Below are 19,126 nucleotides of genomic sequence, written 5' to 3' on the forward strand. Positions count from 1 at the left end.
AAAAAGCAGCTACGACACGTTTTTAATTTGCTAAAATTATTTATTGCAAAACTAAATGAGTTTTTAAATGTTACTTGTACCACTCTCTCTAAATTTTGCATATATTGGTATGTGATAAATTGCGGAAGGGGTGTACATGGTTTGAATATCGAACATTCAAATACTACAGGCTTAGGACAAGCAAAAGAGAAATATTTTGAAAAAAATATAAATCGTTTAATGAAAGAGGTTGTTTCAAAAATCGAAATGAAGATGGCACTTGAAGAACTCAAAATAGACCGTAATATCAGATTAGAAGGTCTGGAAAATACTGATGAAGTGATTAAACAAGTGCAAAAGGAATTAACTAAAATATTAGAAGATGCAATTGAAGAAATTCAACTTAAAATGAGTGAAATTGAGATTTATTTTAATTCATTAGAAGAAATAAAAGGCATTTCAACAAGGAAAGAAGATTTCAATAAATAAATATAGAGTGAGAAACACTAGGTTTCTACACTCTATTTTTTTGCCTTTGTTTGAGTTAGATTCATCAAGAGAAATTACTTATTTATTGTTAATGTTGATATTAATAGTAATTTGCTTATCACAATGAGATGATGATTGACTATTTTTTACAGCACTTAATATTTTAGCAATTAAATCTGTACAACAATCACATTTCTTGTGATCGTGACGGTCACAGTCATGGTCTTCGCAGCAGTTGCATTCATTTTTTTTACAACCACAATCAATATTAATATTCACCTTAATTCTGCAATCACAATTCTTGTGCTCATGACAATCGCATTTTTTATGCTCATGACATTCACAATCATGATGCTTGTGGCAATCACAATCACGATGCTTGTGGCAATCACAATCACGATGCTTGTGGCAATCACAATCACGATGTTTGTGGCAATCACAATCACGATGTTTGTGGCAATCACAATCACGATGTTTGTGGCAATCGCAGTCATGATGTTTGTGGCAATCACAGTCATGATGTTTGTGGCAATCACAGTCATGATGTTTGTGGCAATCACACTTGTGTTCACAGCAGTCACACTTCCTATGTTCACAACAATGGCATGGCGGACAAGGAGGACATGGTCGGCACGGTGGACAAGGTGGGCAAGGTGGAGTCGGCGGACTTGGCGGACTCGGTGGACTTGGCGGACTCGGTGGACTTGGCGGACTCGGCGGACTTGGCGGACTCGGTGGGCTCGGTGGACTCGGCGGACTCGGCGGACAAGGTGGAGTTGGTGGACACGGTGGTTTAATTGGCTTAAGTCTATCTTTCATTTAAATATCACCCATTAAAATAGTTTTATTTAGGTCTTCTAACTATTAATATGTTTAACTTGGACAGCTTGTCAGTGTTTTTGACTATACTTACTTTATTTATTTAGATGAAAATAAGTACAAGATTTTAGTCTAAAAAATATTTCTAAAAATTAATGGGCTTTTTTTCCAGCATAACAAGTTGAGTGCTGTTTTTGTAAGTAATTTTTAAACGTTCCTATCGCGGGTTCAGGTGATAATTAGGTCAGTACTATCAATATTAACTCCGAGTTGACATAGTGTACGTGCTCTTTGATTTCAAAACACATAATTTCAATAACTTAAAAATGGTCTGATCAAATTTATGAGCAAAATGCACTGTTTTATGAACAAAAAACCTAGATTTATGAACAAAATTCGTTACTTTATGAACAAAGTACATAATTTGTTCGTATTTCCTGCCATTCATCTCCATCATTCAATTACTCGATGACAAATAAAAAAGCCGCCCAAAAAGTCATCTGACTTTATGGACAGCCCCTTTAATTTGAAGTTAAAGTGAATTAACTTCCTCAGTTGAAATTACTTTATTCGACTGCTTTTTGTGCAACCATTGATAAATAATTGGTATGACTAAAAAGCTATTTAGAGTAGATGTGATCATTCCGCCTATTACAACTATTCCTAATGTCTGTGAAATAACTGTATCACCTTGATGTGAAAATGCTAGTGGTAATAGTGTTAAAATTGTTGTAGCTGCTGTAATTAAAATTGGTCTAATCCTTGAAAGACTTCCTGAAATAACGGCGTCTTCAATGTTCATACCGTTTTTACGATTACGTTCAATCTTATCAACAAGTACAATCCCATTTGTCACTACAATTCCTGTTAACATTAATACCCCAATTAATGCTGCTAAATTCCACTCTCCACCTGCGATTACTAAAGAGATGACAACACCACTTAATGCTAGTGGGATACTTAATAATACTGAAACTGGAGCTCTCCATCCCTTAAATAAGGTTGAAGTAATGACCATAACTAAAAGAATAGAGAAGGCTACCGCAATTGACATATCAAATATCATGTCTTTAACTTGTTGAGTTATACCTCCCATTGAGTAACTTACACCTTTAGGAAGAGCTTGTTTACTAATTACGTCATCAACTTGTTTAGAAACTTGGCTAATATCATTTGAAGTAATTTGTCCCGTTACGATTGAATAAGGCTCACCATTCCGTTCATTAATCGTTGAAGGAGCATTATCTTTCGTAATAGATGCAAGTTGTTCAAGTTTAATTGTCTTATTTCCTTTTGTTAGGAAAGTTTCATTTTTAAGAGAATTGATTACATCCGCAGGTGATGCATTTAATTGAACTTGCATTTTTCCACTACTGATTTGATCAAGGTACATGTCCACGGGTAGACTCATATGGTCCACTACAAATGTAGCGTCTTTAGATTGTGACATATAACGATTAATCACTTTCATTACATCTGCTAATTGAATTCCATTTTGATCAATTGCTTGTTGGTTAAATGTTATTTTATATTTTGGAAGACCGGATGTTAAATCGATTTTACCATCAACACTTAGACCGTTAATTTTCATAAGTTTTGATCTCATTTGATCTGCAACCTTATCTAGTGTTGCTTGATCAGAGCCAGTAAACATTACTTTCAATAATGAATCATCACCAGCAATACTTTGACTTGAAACAGTATAAGCTACATTCTTCGATAATTGTGGTAGCTGATTTCCAAGTTCTTTAATAACTTGGTCTGAGTCTTTATCATCCTTTAATACAACAGAAAGATTTGCTACATTAGGTTTTTGTAGGAATCCACCACCTTGGTCAAATACATCATCACTTTGAGGCGTGTTAGTCGTTCCAAAATTAGATGTATAAGATTTTACTTTTGGATTTTCTTTTAATTGGTTCTCTACCTTTTGAACCTCTGTATCTACTTGCGCTAGTGTACTTCCTTGAGGTAATTCTAGTTTAATTGCAACTTGACCAGTTTTAGCACTTGGCAAGAATGAAACTGGTAAAAATGAACCAAAGGCTACTGCAAAAATAAATAATAAAGCTGAAATGAAAATTGTAAGTTTTTTCTTCTTAAATGATGATTTTAGGATTGGTTTCATCAGTGGTTCTAAAGAAACTGCTTTTGTTTTCTTTGCATTGTTTTTCCAACCCATTAACGCAAGCGCTGGAATTACAAGGATTGCTACAAAGAACGATATAATTAATGAAATTACAACAGACCATGCAAAACCGCTATATGAAGCACTTATTGCTCCACCTACAAAGGCAATTGGAATATAAACAGCAATTGTCGTAAGTGTAGATCCTAAAATTGCAGGTGTCATTTCATAAACTGCCGAACTTAATGAAGATAGTAATGGTTGATCAGAATTTTGTTCTCTTTTACGGTACATATTATCAAGGATAACGATTGAATCATCAACAATACGGCCCATCGCGACAATTAAACCTGAAACCGTTAAAATATTAAGTGTAATGCCCATTGATTTTAGTATAGCTGTTGTTGCTAATAAAGAAATTGGTAATGAAATCGCAATGACTAATGTTGATTTTACATTGCGGAAGAAGAAAAATACGCAAATCATTGAGAAAAGACATCCAAGTAAACCTTCACGTATTAAACCATTTAATGAATCGTTTAATTCTTTTTCACGGTCTAATTGCGGAGTCAATTTGACAGTACCGTCTTTAACTTCTTGTAAACCACTAATTCTTTCCTTTACAGCCTTAGCTACGTCGGTAATGTTTGCACTTTGGGTTTTAATAACGTTTAATTGAACGCTTGTTTTTCCATCTGTTCTTGCAACAGTTTTTACATCATTTAAAGCGTGAGTAACAGTTGCAAATGCTGAAAGTGGAACTTGGTCACCATTTGAATTTTTGATTTTTACGTCGCTTATTTGTTTCTCATTTATTTTTAAACTATCAAATTTAACTGGGATGGACAATTGATTTTGAAAGATCGTTCCTTCAGGTAAGGATGGAACTGATACAGCTAATGCTTTATTTAAGTCGTCTAAAGTTAAATTGTTTTTTGCAAGGTCTTTCATTCTAACAGTTAGCACATAACCATCTTTAGCACCACCGAATACTGATACATCGGATACACCAGGAACAGTTTTAAGATGTTGTACAATATCCATTTGAGTAATTGATTTTAATGTATTATCATCTAATGAATCACTAGTTAAACTATAAGTTAAGATTGGAAATGAACTAGTAGTAAGTCTAGTAACAAGTGGTTTTGATGTAATTGTAGGTGGAATATCCGCATTTTCTAAAGCTCTATTTACATCAATTTCGGCTTGCTTCATATCTGTATTCATTGGAAAATACAGACTCATAAAAACTCCACCATCATAAGAGCTAGTTTCAATGTCTTGTAATCCTTCTGTTGTTCTTACAGCACTTTCAAGATTATTGGTAATATTTTGTTTTACTTGATCAGCTTGGTACATTGGTAGACGCATGCTAACTGTAAGAGTCGTATTATTAATACCTGGTAAATAATCACGTTGCATTTGGAAAGCTGATATAGCACCCCAAGCTACGATCATCACTACACAGACAATCATTAATATTGCTCTTTGCATGGTCCCTTCTACAAGTTTTTTCATTATTTTCCTCCTATTTTTAAATTTTAAGAAAGTTTGTTCAATCAATTCCATGTCATTGTAAAATTCCTAACTGAAACTTTAATGAATAATCAATTAAATTTAGATTAAAATGAAAAAAATGCGATTTAAAAGTTCTATAATGGCATGTATACAAGAAGAGAAATAGATTGGAAACATCACTCCTTGTACGGTTTCAAACTACTAAAGACTAATGTTTTCTATCAGTCTTAAATTTAGAATAGAGTTTGTGGACACACTAAACCATTAATAGAAATAGGTGAGTTAGATGACGAAAATCTTAATTATCGAGGATGAAGTGAATATTGCTCGAGTTTTAAAATTAGAAATAGAATATGAGGGTTTTGAAGTACTAGTCGAACATAATGGAAAATCCGGTCTAGAATCTGCTCTGAACAACAATGTAGATCTAATTTTATTAGATGTTATGTTACCTGAATTGAGTGGAATTGAAGTATTAAGAAGAATAAGAAAAACAAATCAATTTGTTCCTGTCATTTTATTAACAGCTAGGGATGCTACACATGATAAGATTATTGGTCTTGATTATGGTGCAAATGATTATATTACAAAGCCCTTTGAAATCGAAGAAGTATTAGCAAGGATACGTTCATGTCTTAGATCAAGCAAACTTGTTCATGAATTTAAGAAAAATGAAGACTCTGAACCTACTTTAGCGATTGAGGATTTAGTTGTTAATTTGGAATCTAGAGAAGTAAAGCGAAATGATAAAGTTATTGCATTAACACCAAAGGAGTATGATTTATTAGTTTATCTATTAACAAATCAAAATAAAATTGTGACAAGAGAAGGTATTATTACAACAGTTTGGGGTTATGAGTACGAAGGTGAGACAAATGTTGTTGATGTGTATATTAGACACTTAAGAAAGAAAATTGAAGAGGAATTTGATGTTCCTTTAATTCGAACGATACGAGGTGTGGGGTACACAATGAGGAAGGGTTAAGATGAAAATAACGACTAAAATAAACTTATTAATCACTTCATGGATCTTAATCATTCTCATTTTAATTAACGGTTTAGTTTTTTATTTGTTTATGAAAACGACTGTAAATATGGAAGAACATGTTGTCAGCCAAAAAGCACATGAAATCTTAAAAAAACTTGAAATACCAAAAAAATTGAATATGAAAAATGAAGGATTATATCCATTTATGTCCAATCATTCTTATATTCGAATTATTGATCCAAACTCAAAAATTGTGACAGAAATTAGTAACGATAAATTACTGAATCGTATAAAACCTAAGTTCACTAGAAAAGAAGAGACAAAACTAATCCCTTTTAGTGAGCATCAAAATATAGTCGTGCGCGTACCAATTATACAGAACCAACAAGTAATTGGAACACTAGAAATTGGGGAGTTGTTAGTTGGACTTGAAAGTCGAAAAGATATGTTATTAACAATTATGACAATCGTTACTGGCATTTCTGCAATACTATCAATGATGGCTGGAAGATGGTTAACACGCATTATAATGAACCCGATTACTTCTATGATTACAACTATGGAAGATATTGAACAAAGTGGAGTTCCCAAAAAGATTTTAATCAAAAATGAAACGAAAGATGAATTACACAAAATGGCAAGCACGTTTAATCGAATGATTAGCAGGCTGCAAGAAAACATTGAGAAACAAAAGCAGTTTGTTTCAGATGCATCTCATGAGCTAAAAACTCCAATTACTGTCATTAGTAGCTTTGCTAACTTATTAAGAAGACGTGGGTTTAAAAATGAGGAAATGGCAATGGAAGCTATTGAGACGATATATTCTGAAGCCAATCGAATGCAAGATTTAACGAAAACATTATTAACATTGGCCGAATCGGAACATTTAAAGAATATCGAAATGAATCCAGTAGATCTAGTAGCATTGTGCCATTCAACGCTAGTGCAACTGCAAAGTGTATATAAACGAGAAATTACATTACATGCACAAAAACAGAAAATAATAATTAATGGAAATGAACTTAAAATTAAACAAGTTATTATTATCTTTTTAGATAATGCAATAAAGTACAGTTCCGACAAAATTGAAGTAAGGATTAGTTGTAAGAGTGAAGCCGTTATTCTTAAAATAAAAGATTATGGAATTGGTATTCGAGAGGAAGAATTAGAAAATATTTTCGAACGATTTTATAGAGTCGATAAAGCACGTAGCCGTGAAATCAGTGGAGGTACTGGACTTGGTCTGTCGATAGCTAAGAATATAATTAACTTGCATAATGGGAAAATTAGTATAAAAAGTGTTGAAAATGTAGGGACGGAAGTAGAGATAGTATTTCCATTAAATGGGATTATGTGAAAATAGTAAGTACTTTAGAGTATTGAAAGATTGAGGTCTGAATATGAACGAAATCATCCATTTATTAAATGAATATGGGTATATCATTTTATTTTTATCATTGATGTTGGAATTGATCATAGTTCCTATTCCAAATGAAGCATTGATGAGTTATGTTGGGGTTTTATGTTTTCATGGGGAAATGAATATAGTATTGTCCATTATTTCTGCCGGCCTTGGAGGAATTGTTGGGGTTACTATTTCTTATTGGTTAGGATATAAACTAGGTACACCGTTTTTTCGGAAATTTGGTCATTATATCCATATGGGCCCAGAGAAGATAGAGAGAATGTCAAAATGGTATGAAAAATATGGGAAAGTATTATTACTAGTATCGTTCTTTATTCCAGGTATTAGACATTTCGCAAGCATTATTTCAGGGATCATCAAATTACCTTATCGCTCATTTGCCATTTTTTCATATATTGGTGTATTTCTTTGGATTGGAACGTTTATTTGGTTAGGAAAGGTAATGGGACCAAACTGGGATATATACCAAGTAGAAATAAAAAAATGGTTAGTATTAGGTAGCATATTATTAGGTATCATAGTTCTCACTTTTATTGTTGTAAAAGCAAAAAAAGAATTAATAAAAGAATCGTTAATATTAATATTTGAATCAAGTTTTAAGAGATTTAAAAGCTTCATGAAAATAAAATTGCTCATCTTAACGTGTTTAATTTTTTTCGTTACGTTTGTTATCTTAATGGTAGGGCTAATTCAAAACACAATTAGCAATGAATTTGATAAATTCAATTCTGTATTTAAGACCATTGTGTTTAATTTATTTAATCAACACTGGCATGGGCCGATGAACTTTATTTATTCATTATCGACCTGGAAGGTTTTATTGACAGTCTCACTTGCTACTATAATAGTCATTTTAATAAATAATAAAAATAAATGGCTAGAGTTGCTCTTTCTAATCGCAAGTTTAGCTGGAATCCTTATACTATCAGTAGGGATACCTTGGATTTTCAACTTTATGCTAGGTAGTAATGTAGGTAAAAACTTTCCAAATGAAAAGTCTATGTTGATTCTGACAGTATTAGGTTACTTCATCATTATGTTAATTCGGCACAACAAAGCTTATATGCTTAATACGATTATGTTCTTCTGTTTTATATTTGTTGTAGTACTATTTTCCATTAGCAGCGTCTATTTACACCACTTATTGCCTAGCGACATTGCTGCTGGATTCGTATTCAGCTCAGTTTGGCTAAGTGGAATCCTATTCTCACTGGAGTTGTTTCGTTTTGTCTCGCTGTTAAAAGAGAATATAAGTAAGGAAAAATTGATAAAATCGTGAATCAAATAGTCTTTATTAAATAAAAATCTATACAAAGAGAATCCCCGTAGTAAACACTATACGGGGATTCTTTATTTTTGATAGTTTAATTATCAAGACATTCTAACTCAATCTTTAAAAGTTTTATAAATTTATCATACAGCATCGACGAAACTGAGTTATTTGAACGAACCCATCCGATTGGTATTGTAGAAGGCTCCACATGGATTAAAGGAATTGAAACAGTCTGTCCATTCAATATGGAGGCCTCATTTTTTAAGGAAATACTTGTATCAAATGTGATTGCCAAGTCTTCAATTACTGCACCCCTTATAACCTCTAAATTTTCAGTTACAAATAATACATTCAATGGAAAATCCCTTAAATACTCAGATAAAGAGTTTATATAGTCTTCATTATAAAGGACAAAGTTTTCATTTTTTAAATCGTTAATTGTGACAGAATTTTTTAAAGCTAAATGAAATGACTTACTTACTCAAATATGAATAGGGCTTGTCAGTATAACTTCTGACTGAACACTTTTTATATCATTCATTAAATAATCTCGAAATTGAATTAGGCCAAAATCATATTTTTACTTTATTACACCTTCTAATAATATTAGTTATTACGAGCAGTACGGGGAAAAATTATATTCATATTATATTGAGCTTAATCAGTATGAAAAAGCGATTGAATTAGATATGGAATTCAAACCAGCATCCTATTTAAAATAGCAATGCAAACTAAAACCTTGTCATTAAGACAAGGTTTTAGTTTGCATTGCCAGCTCATTATTCCTATAAAATTCTCCATTTAGTAGACAATATAGAATCTTTCTTTTTACTGACTACTATAAAGAGAGGATTCCAATTAAGTTCTCAATAATTTTAATTTTTAAATGTATAATTATTTTTTAATTTTGTAAAAAAAGTAATATTACAGGAAATGATTTCTAGTATTTTTAAGTTGCACTTTGTATAAGTGGTTATTCATCAATTGTGGGTACACTACTAAATTGATAAAAATAATATTTTTGACCATTTATAAAAATTGTAAATCCTTTTTTACTAAGAGTAAGCTCTTCGTTGTTAAACTTTTTACTCCTTATTATATATTTTAAGTTTGATTTTTTTACATATGTACCAATATCTACTTTGCTGTTTACAGATAAATCCGGATTATAATAATAGAATTTATTGTGATCTCACTTGATCAAATACCATAGTCACTCGAGGGAGTTTTTTACATAAATAGGTTCCCCTTAAACTATGATTCTCAGCTTTTAAACTACAGCTACTAACTAAAATTAAAAAAACAAAAGCAAACGACGTTATACTAATTAATCTTTTCATTATAAATACTCCTGTCGTTTTATTTTCAACGGTTTTACATTTAGCTTAGTTGAATATTTCAAATAAACCAAGAATGCAGTAAAAAGACATATGTAAAAATTGGTAACTTTTTTAAGATAATTCCCGATATAGTTAATGGTTTATAAATGTTATTCTCCGAAAATGTATATGTTAACTTAAAATTAAATCAAGGTTGACATATAATTTAATTGCATGTAAATTTAATTTTGTCTGATTGTCAAATTTTACTAATTTTTCAAACTCAAAAATTAATGTTGCTAAGGCTAGAGACAATGAAAAAAAGGTGGCTGCTTAAGATGGGAAAAGGATATTTTGTTACTGGAATTGATACAAATATTGGAAAAACCTATGTAACTACTCAAATGGTAGCATGCTTGCAACGTAAAGGTATTGATGCCATTCCTTATAAACCAATTCAGAGTGGAGTAGTTAAAGTAAATGATAGATTTATAGGCGAAGATGTAGCGTTCTATAAAGAAAAATTACCGCTTTTAGAAGACGATCATTACTACAATACCTACACACTTGAAACACCTGTTTCACCACATTTAGCTAGTAAACTAGAAAATGTGTTTATTGATGAGCAAGTTATTTTGGAAAAATATAAGCAATTAGAAAACAAACATGATGTTGTTGTTGTTGATGGTGCTGGCGGAGTTGCAGTTCCGTTAAAAGAAAACTTTGGAACGATTGATTTAATTAAGCTGTTAAATCTACCTGTAATTCTTGTTACTACATTAAGGCTAGGAACGCTTAATCATACAGTTCTAACAACTGAGTACTTAAAGTCACACCAAATTAATATTTTAGGCTTACTTATTAATAAGGTACCGTCTACGATGAGTGAAATGGAAAAAGATAATTTAATGATGCTAGAGAAATTAACTGGTCAAATCATACTAGGCGTTATACCGGAACAGTCGGACTTTTTTACGGAAGATCATATTTTTGAAATTCAACAATTATTGACGAAATGATAAATGAGTAGGAGCGATACAAAGTGAATTGGACTAATTTGGCACATGAAGTTATTTTAGGTAAGGAAATTTCGGACGAAGAAGCATTAAGTATATTATCATGTGAAGATGATGACTTACTTTCACTTTTACAAGGGGCATTTATTATTCGCAAACACTATTATGGAAAAAAAGTTAAACTTAATATGATCATTAATGCTAAAAGTGGTTATTGCCCTGAGGATTGTGGCTATTGTTCACAGTCTTCAATTTCAAGTGCACCAATCGAGAAATATGCTTTTCTATCGAAAGAAGAAATTCTTGAGGGAGCAAAGCGCGCCTTTGATTTAAAGGCAGGAACATATTGTATAGTCGCAAGTGGACGCGGGCCGACTAACAAGGATGTAAATGTTGTTACTGATGCAGTTAAGGAAATTAAAGAATTATATGGTTTGAAAGTCTGTGCTTGTTTAGGACTTATTAAGGATCATCAAGCAAATGAACTTAAAGAAGCAGGGGTTGATCGTTATAATCATAATTTAAATACCTCAGCTGAGCATCATAATTATATAACAACAACCCATACATATCAGGATCGAATTGATACGGTTGAGAAAGTTAAACAGTCTGGTATATCTCCTTGTTCAGGGGCTATTATAGGGATGAAGGAAACAAAACAAGATGTTATTTCAATCGCGAGGTCATTACGACTATTGGATGCCGACTCTATTCCTGTAAACTTTTTACATGCGATTAATGGAACGAAACTAGAAGGTGTGAACGAATTAAATCCACGTTATTGTTTAAAAGTTTTGGCACTTTTTAGATTCATTAATCCAACAAAAGAAATACGTATTTCAGGAGGACGTGAAGTAAATCTTCGAAGTTTACAACCACTTGGACTTTACGCCGCAAATAGTATTTTTATAGGTGATTATTTGACTACGGAGGGACAGGAAACTAATCGTGATCATGCGATGCTTGAAGATTTAGGTTTTGAAATTGAGTTAGTTGAAAAGCAAGAATTGATGTTATCGTAATTAAAAAAACGAAAATCTCTAAAAATGAGATTTTCGTTTTTTTATAGTTTTATTATTATTCTGAGATAATTAATCTTTGTAAGTTATGATATTAAATACTTATCAATAATTCTATTAAGCTCTAATTCTTCTGTTGATGATAAAACTAAATTAGCATGGTTTAAAACAGTCGAGTCCCCAATAGCAACAGAGTACATATTTGCAGCATTAATTGCATCAACACCAGCAGCAGCATCCTCGACACCGATGCAATTTTCAGGATTAGCAGAAACTGCTTGGGCAGCTTTTAAAAATACTTCTGGATCCGGTTTTGAATTAATGACAGTTGCAGCGTCAACGATGTGATCAAAATAGTCAGTAATTCCTAAAGCATTTGCTACCATTAATGCATTTTTTGATGCAGAGGCCATTGCGATTTTAATGCCTTCTTTTTTTATTTGAATTAAGAAAGATTCAATTCCAGGTAATAGATCCTTTTCAGAAATATTACGGATTAACTCAACATAATGAGTATTCTTTTTTGTTGCTAACTCAATTTTATCAGCTTCGGAGAAATCATTTTGGCGGTCGCCTAGTTTCAGGATTCTTTCTAATGAGTCTGTTCGACTTACACCTTTTAGCGTTTCATTAAATTCACGATCAAACGGAATTCCTAAATCTGCACCTAGCTTCTTCCATGCTAAATAATGAAATTCAGCTGTATCGGTAATTACACCATCTAAGTCAAATATAATTGCTTCAATTTGTTTTTTCAAAATGGTACCCCCATCATTTCAATCAATTTATTTTGGCAACTGATTTTCGTTCGACCAGCTTTGTTGGAACAATAATATGTTCTGTTTTTTCTGGTTCATTTTTTATGCGTTTAAATAGTAAATCTGTCGCTGTTTCACCTAGCTTCATAACTGGAATTTCGATCCCGGTTAGAGGCGGAGAGAATAACGGTGAAAAAATGCCATTATTATATCCTATAATTGATAAATCTTTCGGAATTGAAATGCCTAACTTTGCAGTTGTATTATAAAGTCCAATCACTTTTAGATCATCTATTGCAAATATTGCAGTTGGTAAATCTTTAGATTTTAAAAGGGTTTCTGAAGTTTCATATGCTCTTTCCATTGTGTATCCGCTATCAATAATTCGATCGGAACGAAGTGGAATTCCGTTATCAATTAAACATTTTTTATAACCTTCCAATCTGTCAATTGAAACGTGGTAATCAAGAGAAGAATGAAGGCAAGCAATGTCAGTATGTCCCTGATTAATCAAGTGTTGGACTAGTTGATAGCTGTCATTAAAATTATCAGTATCCACAGAATAGATGTGTTGATAGTTTCCTTCAACTCTTCCAATAACGACTACAGGAATTTTATATTTATCTAATTCTTTGAAAAAATCCTCATTTGCAGGCGAACTCAACATAAGAATTCCCTTAATCATTTTGCCGCGAATTTTCTCAATACATTTATTTAACTCATCTTTGCTATTTTTTGATGTTTGTATGATGACATCGAAATTTTCTACTTCTGATCTCGTTGATATAGAGTGAATAATTTCAGAGAAAAACGTGTTTCCAGCAGTTGTTTTTGTCGAACGAGACATTACCAAAATTGCATCAAATCCAGATGATGTAAGAGCCCTAGCTAACTTATTAGGTTGGTAATTTAATTCTTCTATTGCCTTTAAAACTCGCAAGCGACTTTCTTCTGAAATATTTTCTTTATTATTAAGTACTCGAGATACAGTGGACTTTGAAACGTTAGCCACGCGAGCAATATCGTAAATTGTAGGGCCCATTTGTATGCTCCATTCATTTTTTATAATGTAGTAAAAACGTTTACATTTTATCTTTAATTAATTAGTTAAATTATTTTAGAAAAGAACTATTTAAATCGGTAAAGTTATATCGAAATATCATTTCTGGTTAGTAACTAGGAGCGGTTACCAGAAAAAATAATGCTGATAATATATCATGATAGTAACGACTTTTTTTAAAATTTGTCAAGACTGTGAACATAGCATAGTGAAAAATTAACTATTTATTACTAGGGCAATTATATGGAGAATATAAAAAAGTAGCAATACTAAATGTTTAGTCATAAAGAATTAAGAAATCCGAATGAATCGATCAGAGTAAATTCAAATCAAAAAAAAAATAAATTTTTTAAATTGACAGTAAGCGCTTTCTATAATATATTGAGTTTGGGAGCGGTACCAATTGAGTACCAATTTTTTTTACATCTCTGTGGGAGCGATACCACAAGGAGGAATCATATGAGTAAAATAAAAGAAAGATTAGCTTTTATTTATGAAAATGAAGATATAAATCGAATTAATAGTTTGATAGAGAAACGAATTGAAGAAGCAAAATTAAAAATTTCAAAAAAAAGAAAACAAAATTGGGACGAGTCAGATGTTGTTTTAATAACTTACGGTGATCAGTTTCAAGAAGAGGGAATACCAACTTTAGAAACCTTCAAAAAAATGTTTGATGAACATTTATCAAATAAATTTGAACTTGTTCACATTTTACCTTTTTACCCTTATACATCTGATGATGGTTTTTCAGTTGTTAACTATAAGAAAGTAAATCCAACACTCGGGGATTGGTCACATATTGAAAGCTTATCAAATTCAGCGAGAATCATGTTTGATTATGTATGTAATCATATCTCTAGTAAGAGTGAGTGGTTCCAAGGCTATTTGAACAATGATCCAAAATATAATGATTACTTCACTGAAATGGATCCATCAATTGATTTAAGCTCAGTGACTAGACCTAGGGCACTTCCATTGCTATCAAAATTTAAACTAGCTAATGGTGAGGAAAAACACATTTGGACAACGTTTAGTGATGATCAAATTGACCTGAACTTTAGTAATCCACAAGTTTTATTAGATATGATTGATGTTTTACTATTTTACCTTGAACAAGGAGCAGAATATGTAAGACTTGATGCTGTAGGCTATATGTGGAAAGAAGTAGGTACATCTTGTATCCATCTTGAAAAAACACATGAAATCGTTAAATTATTCCGAGATTTATTAGATGAAGCAGCTAAGGGTACAGTAATGATTACTGAAACAAATGTACCTCACTTAGATAATATTTCGTACTTTGGTAACGGACATGATGAGGCTCACATGGTCTATCAATTTCCACTGCCTCCATTAGTCTTATATTCACTTCATAAAGGAAATGGAAGTGCATTAACTAATTGGGCGAAGAATCTTGAAGGTTCTGGAGAAGATACTACGTTCTTTAACTTCTTAGCTTCTCATGATGGAATTGGTTTAAATCCAATTCGTGGAATTATTCCTGAAGAAGAAATTTTATCATTAGTAGGAGAGCTAAAAGAAGAAGGAGCATTAGTAAATTATAAGAAGAATTCGGACGGTACTGAGAGTCCATACGAAATTAATGTAACTTACCTAGATGCTTTAAATAAACAATCTTCAAGTGATGACCAACGAGTAAAGAAATTCTTACTAGCACATTCAATCTTGTTAACTTTCCAAGGAGTACCGGCAATTTATATTCAAAGTATGCTTGGCTCAAGAAATGATTATGCGGGCGTTGAAAAAACAGGTATGAATCGTTCAATTAATCGCCAAAAATATTCGCTTGTTGAAATTGAAAAAGAATTAAATGAAGAGGGAACTTTAAGAAATAAGGTTTTTACAGAACTGACAAACATTATTCAAGTACGTAAAGAAGAGAAACTATTTAATCCGAATGTATTAATGGAAGTACTTGAACTGAATGAGAAAATATTTGCTATTAAACGTACGAGTGAAGATGATCACATCATCATTCTTCATAATCTATCAAATGAACAAGTTTTATGTGGTTTAAATGGAAAGTATTTGAATATTTTAACTGGAGTTGTTGAAGAATTTAATGAATTTAATTCTTTAGATCCATATCAATTCCTTTGGTTAAAACCAGTAAATTAGGAGGAAGAACAATGAAGAAATTTCTAAGTATGTTCTTGGTTTTAATGTTAGCAATCGGATTAACTGCTTGTGGTGGCGGTAAAAAAGAGAATGGTAAAGTAACGATTGAGTTTATGCATTCTTCAGTTGAACAAGAAAGATTAGCGGTTATTACAGACTTAATTTCTAAATTTGAAAAAGCAAATCCAAATATTACAGTAAAGCAAGTTCCTGTTGAGGAAGATTCTTATAATACAAAGGTTGTAACTTTAGCAAGCTCTGGTAAACTTCCAGCTATTATTGAAGTAGGACAAGATTATGCAAAAGTTATGGACAAGGATCAATTAATTGATAAAGATGCAGTAAAATCAGTCATCTCTAAAGTAGGAGAAGATAAGTATTACGAAGGTGCATTAAAGTTATTAAAAACTGAGGACGGAAAAGATTATACAGGTGTACCAATGAGTGGTTGGGTACAAGGAATTTGGTACAACAAGCAAATGCTTGCGGACAAAGGATTTTCTGAGCCTAAAAACTGGGATGATATTTTAAAAGTTGCGAAGGCATTTACTAATAGTGGAAACAAAAAATATGGTATTGCAATCCCTACTGTTGAAGGTGGATTCTCTGAGCAAGCATTCTCACAATTTGCTTTATCAAACAATGCAAATATGTTCGATAGTAAAGGTGATTTAACATTAAATACGCCTGAAATGAAAGAAGCTTTAAACTACTATAAAGAATTAGCAAAATACACAATGCCAGGTTCAAACGATGTTACGGAAGTAAAAGACGCATTTATGAATGGCTCTGCTCCAATGGCTGTTTATTCAACTTATATTCTTCCATCAGTATATGAAGAAGGTAAAACAGACAATATTGGATTTGTGATTCCAACTGAAAAAACAAAAGCAGTATATGGAACAGTATCTGCATACACAATTTCTTCTGGTTTAGATGATGCACAAAAAGCTGCAGCTAAAAAATTCGTAGAGTTTATGGCTGAACCAGAAAATAATACGAAGTTAGTATTAATGTCTCCAGGTGGATCTCAACCTGTAAATAAAGATGTAACAGAAAGCAAAGAATATAAAGAAAATAAAGTTGTAAATTCATTTGGTGAGCTTTCAACTGAAATCGCAAGTTCGTTTGATAACATTCAAGTATTCGGTCTTGTTGATAACAAGAACTACTTAAAAATGGGCGATGTTACAAGTTCAGGCGCAATTGCTAAGTTAATTAATGAAGTAACTGTTGGTGGAAAAAGTGTAGATTCTGCTGTTAAAGATGCGGGAGAAAAATTAAAAGGTGTATTAAAATAATTACTTTTTAATTCAATTTATAATAGTTATTTAATTCTTAATTATTGAAAGTTGTTTAAAAAGAACGAACGCTTGAAAGCAAGCTAAGTTGCTTTTTAAACAACTTTTCTTTATCACCAATCTATCGAGCGAGGAAATAGATTGTTTTTTAGGAGGTATTTATGAAACCGATTGTCCGGAAAAAATCTGATATAAAACTAGCGCTAGCATTACTATTACCAAGTATTTTTTTACTATTGTTACTAGTTGCTTATCCTATGTTGTCTAATATTAAAATAAGTTTTTTTGATCAACCAATTAACCCTAGATTACCAGCTACATTTGTTGGTCTTTCTCATTACATTGATGTTATTAAAGATATTGAGTTTTATAAATCTTTAGGTATTACGATTTTATATACAGTTTTAACTGTAGTTGGTAGTACAGCAGTTGGGCTTGCGGTAGCATTGTTCTTCAATCGCCCATTTAAGTTTCGAAAAACAGCTCGTTCTTTAATTATTCTATCTTATGTAACGCCATCTATTTCACTAGTTTTTGCGTGGAAATATATGTTCAATAACACATATGGGATTATTAATTACTTAGGTACAGATGTTTTCCATTTATTTAAAACTGCTCCGTTATGGTTTGATAATCCAGTTAGTAGTTTTATAGTCGTAGTTGTTTTCGCGATTTGGAAGTACTTCCCATATGCGTTTATATCGTTCTTAGCAATTTTGCAAACGGTTGATAAAACATTATATGAAGCAGCTGAAATCGACGGGGCTACACTTTGGCAAAAATTTAAAGTTGTAACTTTACCAGCGATCATGCCGGTACTTCTAACTGTTGTAACTTTACGATTTATTTGGATGTTCTATATGTTTACAGATGTTTATTTATTAACAAACAAAGTAAATATTTTAGGTATTTATTTATATGAAACAGCGTTTGCTTTCAATAATTTAGGAAAAGCTTCGTCAATTTCCGTAATCTTATTCATTATCTTATTCATTGTTATTATCGTATCAAGAAAGAAGGTGAACTTAAATGGCAGCAGTAAGTAGTAAAAGAAACAAAATTATTAAGAAGACTGGATTTTACGTTGTACTAATCCTTCTTTTAGGAATCATGTTATTTCCATTCTTTATTATGCTAATGACGTCATTAAAAAGTTCAAAAGAAGCAATTGCAACACATCCAACAATCTTACCGCATGAATGGACTTTCCAGCATTATATCGATATTTTTAATCCGACAATATTCCCATATTTAAACTACTTTAAAAATAGTTTAATTGTTTCGCTAATCGCAGCTGCATTATCAGTAGTACTAGGAATATTAGGAGCTTACGCTTTATCAAAACTTAAATTTAAAGGCAGAGTAACGATCAACGCTAGTTTTTACACTGTTTATATGTTTTCAGGGATTTTACTAGTAGTCCCTTTATTCAAAATCATTTCTGGCTTTGGGTTATATGACACAAAACTGGCATTGATTATTACGATGATCGTTCAAACCCTTCCAACAGCAATATTTATGTTAAAGAGTTATTTCGATACAATCCCAGAGGATTTAGAAGAAGCAGCTATGATTGATGGTTTAAGTCGAATAAAAATAATCATCTATATCATTATTCCATTGTCAATTTCGGGCATAGTATCAGTTTTCGTATATGCTTTCATGATTGCATGGAATGACTATTTATTTGCATCAATTTTCTTATCGAGTTCAGAAAACTTTACGTTACCGATTGGATTAAATACTTTATTTAGCACGCCAGATTATGTATGGGGTCGTATGATGGCAGCCTCATTGGTTACAGCTATACCAGTAGTTATTATGTATGCAATATCAGAGCACTTTATTAAAGGCAATTTAACTGAAGGCGGAGTAAAAGGCTAAACAATTT

Annotated in this window: 16 protein-coding genes; 11 read left to right on the forward strand and 5 right to left on the reverse strand. The window is 31.9% G+C overall.

What is annotated here, in order from left to right:
- Nucleotides 1–141 precede the first annotated feature (141 nt).
- Complete coding sequence (locus ACFCYN_RS03615) at nucleotides 142–468, forward strand: hypothetical protein (protein WP_375947569.1); 327 nt, start codon at nucleotides 142–144, stop codon at nucleotides 466–468.
- Nucleotides 469–743: 275 nt separating this feature from the next.
- On the opposite strand, the gene ACFCYN_RS03620 is transcribed toward ACFCYN_RS03615, so the two are convergent.
- Nucleotides 744–1,040, reverse strand: a complete 297-nt coding sequence (locus ACFCYN_RS03620; RefSeq protein WP_375947571.1) for a hypothetical protein — start codon at nucleotides 1,038–1,040, stop codon at nucleotides 744–746.
- Between ACFCYN_RS03620 and ACFCYN_RS03625 the strand changes: the two genes are divergently transcribed.
- Nucleotides 1,031–1,291: a hypothetical protein gene (locus ACFCYN_RS03625; RefSeq protein ID WP_375947573.1), complete on the forward strand. Its 261-nt coding sequence runs from the start codon at nucleotides 1,031–1,033 to the stop codon at nucleotides 1,289–1,291. The genes ACFCYN_RS03620 and ACFCYN_RS03625 overlap by 10 nt on opposite strands.
- A 528-nt stretch (nucleotides 1,292–1,819) precedes the next feature.
- Here ACFCYN_RS03625 and ACFCYN_RS03630 read toward each other — a convergent pair.
- Complete coding sequence (locus ACFCYN_RS03630) at nucleotides 1,820–4,933, reverse strand: efflux RND transporter permease subunit (protein WP_375947575.1); 3,114 nt, start codon at nucleotides 4,931–4,933, stop codon at nucleotides 1,820–1,822.
- A 286-nt stretch (nucleotides 4,934–5,219) separates the two neighbouring features.
- On the opposite strand from ACFCYN_RS03630, the gene ACFCYN_RS03635 reads away from it, so the two are divergent.
- Genes ACFCYN_RS03635 through ACFCYN_RS03645 form a run of 3 tightly spaced genes read left to right on the forward strand, consistent with a single transcriptional unit; the run spans nucleotide 5,220 to nucleotide 8,626 of the window.
- A complete protein-coding gene (locus ACFCYN_RS03635; RefSeq protein WP_375947577.1) occupies nucleotides 5,220–5,918 on the forward strand; it encodes a response regulator transcription factor in 699 nt (232 codons plus the stop codon).
- 1 nt (nucleotide 5,919) lies between these two features.
- Entirely contained in the window at nucleotides 5,920–7,278 is a 1,359-nt protein-coding gene (locus ACFCYN_RS03640; protein ID WP_172446042.1) for a sensor histidine kinase, read from the forward strand.
- 43 nt (nucleotides 7,279–7,321) lie between these two features.
- Complete coding sequence (locus ACFCYN_RS03645) at nucleotides 7,322–8,626, forward strand: VTT domain-containing protein (RefSeq protein WP_375947580.1); 1,305 nt, start codon at nucleotides 7,322–7,324, stop codon at nucleotides 8,624–8,626.
- An 85-nt stretch (nucleotides 8,627–8,711) separates the two neighbouring features.
- On the opposite strand, the gene ACFCYN_RS03650 is transcribed toward ACFCYN_RS03645, so the two are convergent.
- Nucleotides 8,712–8,975 carry a hypothetical protein gene (locus ACFCYN_RS03650; RefSeq protein ID WP_483867238.1) on the reverse strand — a complete coding sequence of 88 codons (264 nt, stop codon included), beginning with the start codon at nucleotides 8,973–8,975 and terminating at the stop codon, nucleotides 8,712–8,714.
- 1,302 nt (nucleotides 8,976–10,277) lie between these two features.
- Here ACFCYN_RS03650 and bioD point away from each other — a divergent pair.
- Together bioD and bioB are read left to right on the forward strand one after the other, a co-directional pair.
- Nucleotides 10,278–10,958, forward strand: coding sequence for a dethiobiotin synthase (gene bioD / locus ACFCYN_RS03655; protein ID WP_375947582.1), 681 nt, complete (start codon nucleotides 10,278–10,280; stop codon nucleotides 10,956–10,958).
- Nucleotides 10,959–10,981: 23 nt separating this feature from the next.
- Nucleotides 10,982–11,977: a biotin synthase BioB gene (gene bioB / locus ACFCYN_RS03660; protein WP_172446039.1), complete on the forward strand. Its 996-nt coding sequence runs from the start codon at nucleotides 10,982–10,984 to the stop codon at nucleotides 11,975–11,977.
- An 83-nt stretch (nucleotides 11,978–12,060) separates the two neighbouring features.
- Here bioB and pgmB read toward each other — a convergent pair whose 3' ends face one another.
- Together pgmB and ACFCYN_RS03670 are read right to left on the reverse strand one after the other, a co-directional pair.
- Nucleotides 12,061–12,732, reverse strand: a complete 672-nt coding sequence (pgmB, locus tag ACFCYN_RS03665) for a beta-phosphoglucomutase (protein WP_375947584.1) — start codon at nucleotides 12,730–12,732, stop codon at nucleotides 12,061–12,063.
- Between the two features lie 22 nt (nucleotides 12,733–12,754).
- Complete coding sequence (locus tag ACFCYN_RS03670; protein WP_375947586.1) at nucleotides 12,755–13,774, reverse strand: LacI family DNA-binding transcriptional regulator; 1,020 nt, start codon at nucleotides 13,772–13,774, stop codon at nucleotides 12,755–12,757.
- Nucleotides 13,775–14,251: 477 nt separating this feature from the next.
- Between ACFCYN_RS03670 and ACFCYN_RS03675 the strand changes: the two genes are divergently transcribed.
- The 4 genes from ACFCYN_RS03675 to ACFCYN_RS03690 all read left to right on the forward strand — a co-directional run bounded on the left by ACFCYN_RS03675 (nucleotide 14,252) and on the right by ACFCYN_RS03690 (nucleotide 19,119).
- Entirely contained in the window at nucleotides 14,252–15,934 is a 1,683-nt protein-coding gene (locus ACFCYN_RS03675) for a sugar phosphorylase (protein ID WP_375947588.1), read from the forward strand.
- A gap of 11 nt (nucleotides 15,935–15,945) precedes the next feature.
- Nucleotides 15,946–17,235, forward strand: a complete 1,290-nt coding sequence (locus ACFCYN_RS03680) for an ABC transporter substrate-binding protein (RefSeq protein WP_375947590.1) — start codon at nucleotides 15,946–15,948, stop codon at nucleotides 17,233–17,235.
- 161 nt (nucleotides 17,236–17,396) lie between these two features.
- On the forward strand, nucleotides 17,397–18,281 hold the full coding sequence (locus ACFCYN_RS03685; protein WP_375947593.1) for a carbohydrate ABC transporter permease: 885 nt from the start codon (nucleotides 17,397–17,399) through the stop codon (nucleotides 18,279–18,281).
- Nucleotides 18,265–19,119: a carbohydrate ABC transporter permease gene (locus tag ACFCYN_RS03690; RefSeq protein ID WP_098121570.1), complete on the forward strand. Its 855-nt coding sequence runs from the start codon at nucleotides 18,265–18,267 to the stop codon at nucleotides 19,117–19,119. Before ACFCYN_RS03685 ends, ACFCYN_RS03690 begins: the two co-directional genes overlap by 17 nt.
- The last annotated feature ends 7 nt before the right edge of the window (nucleotides 19,120–19,126 follow it).

Source organism: Gottfriedia sp. NPDC056225 (genome assembly GCF_042267765.1).
In the GTDB taxonomy this organism is placed as follows: domain Bacteria; phylum Bacillota; class Bacilli; order Bacillales; family Bacillaceae_G; genus Gottfriedia.

Coding starts and splice junctions, on each gene's coding strand:
- ACFCYN_RS03635 (WP_375947577.1), top strand. CDS start 5,220: ATGACGAAAATCTTAATTATCGAGGATGAAGTGAATATTGCTCGAGTT.
- bioD (WP_375947582.1), top strand. CDS start 10,278: ATGGGAAAAGGATATTTTGTTACTGGAATTGATACAAATATTGGAAAA.
- ACFCYN_RS03670 (WP_375947586.1), bottom strand. CDS start 13,774: ATGGGCCCTACAATTTACGATATTGCTCGCGTGGCTAACGTTTCAAAG.
- ACFCYN_RS03640 (WP_172446042.1), top strand. CDS start 5,920: ATGAAAATAACGACTAAAATAAACTTATTAATCACTTCATGGATCTTA.
- ACFCYN_RS03690 (WP_098121570.1), top strand. CDS start 18,265: ATGGCAGCAGTAAGTAGTAAAAGAAACAAAATTATTAAGAAGACTGGA.
- ACFCYN_RS03645 (WP_375947580.1), top strand. CDS start 7,322: ATGAACGAAATCATCCATTTATTAAATGAATATGGGTATATCATTTTA.
- ACFCYN_RS03675 (WP_375947588.1), top strand. CDS start 14,252: ATGAGTAAAATAAAAGAAAGATTAGCTTTTATTTATGAAAATGAAGAT.
- ACFCYN_RS03685 (WP_375947593.1), top strand. CDS start 17,397: ATGAAACCGATTGTCCGGAAAAAATCTGATATAAAACTAGCGCTAGCA.
- ACFCYN_RS03630 (WP_375947575.1), bottom strand. CDS start 4,933: ATGAAAAAACTTGTAGAAGGGACCATGCAAAGAGCAATATTAATGATT.
- ACFCYN_RS03680 (WP_375947590.1), top strand. CDS start 15,946: ATGAAGAAATTTCTAAGTATGTTCTTGGTTTTAATGTTAGCAATCGGA.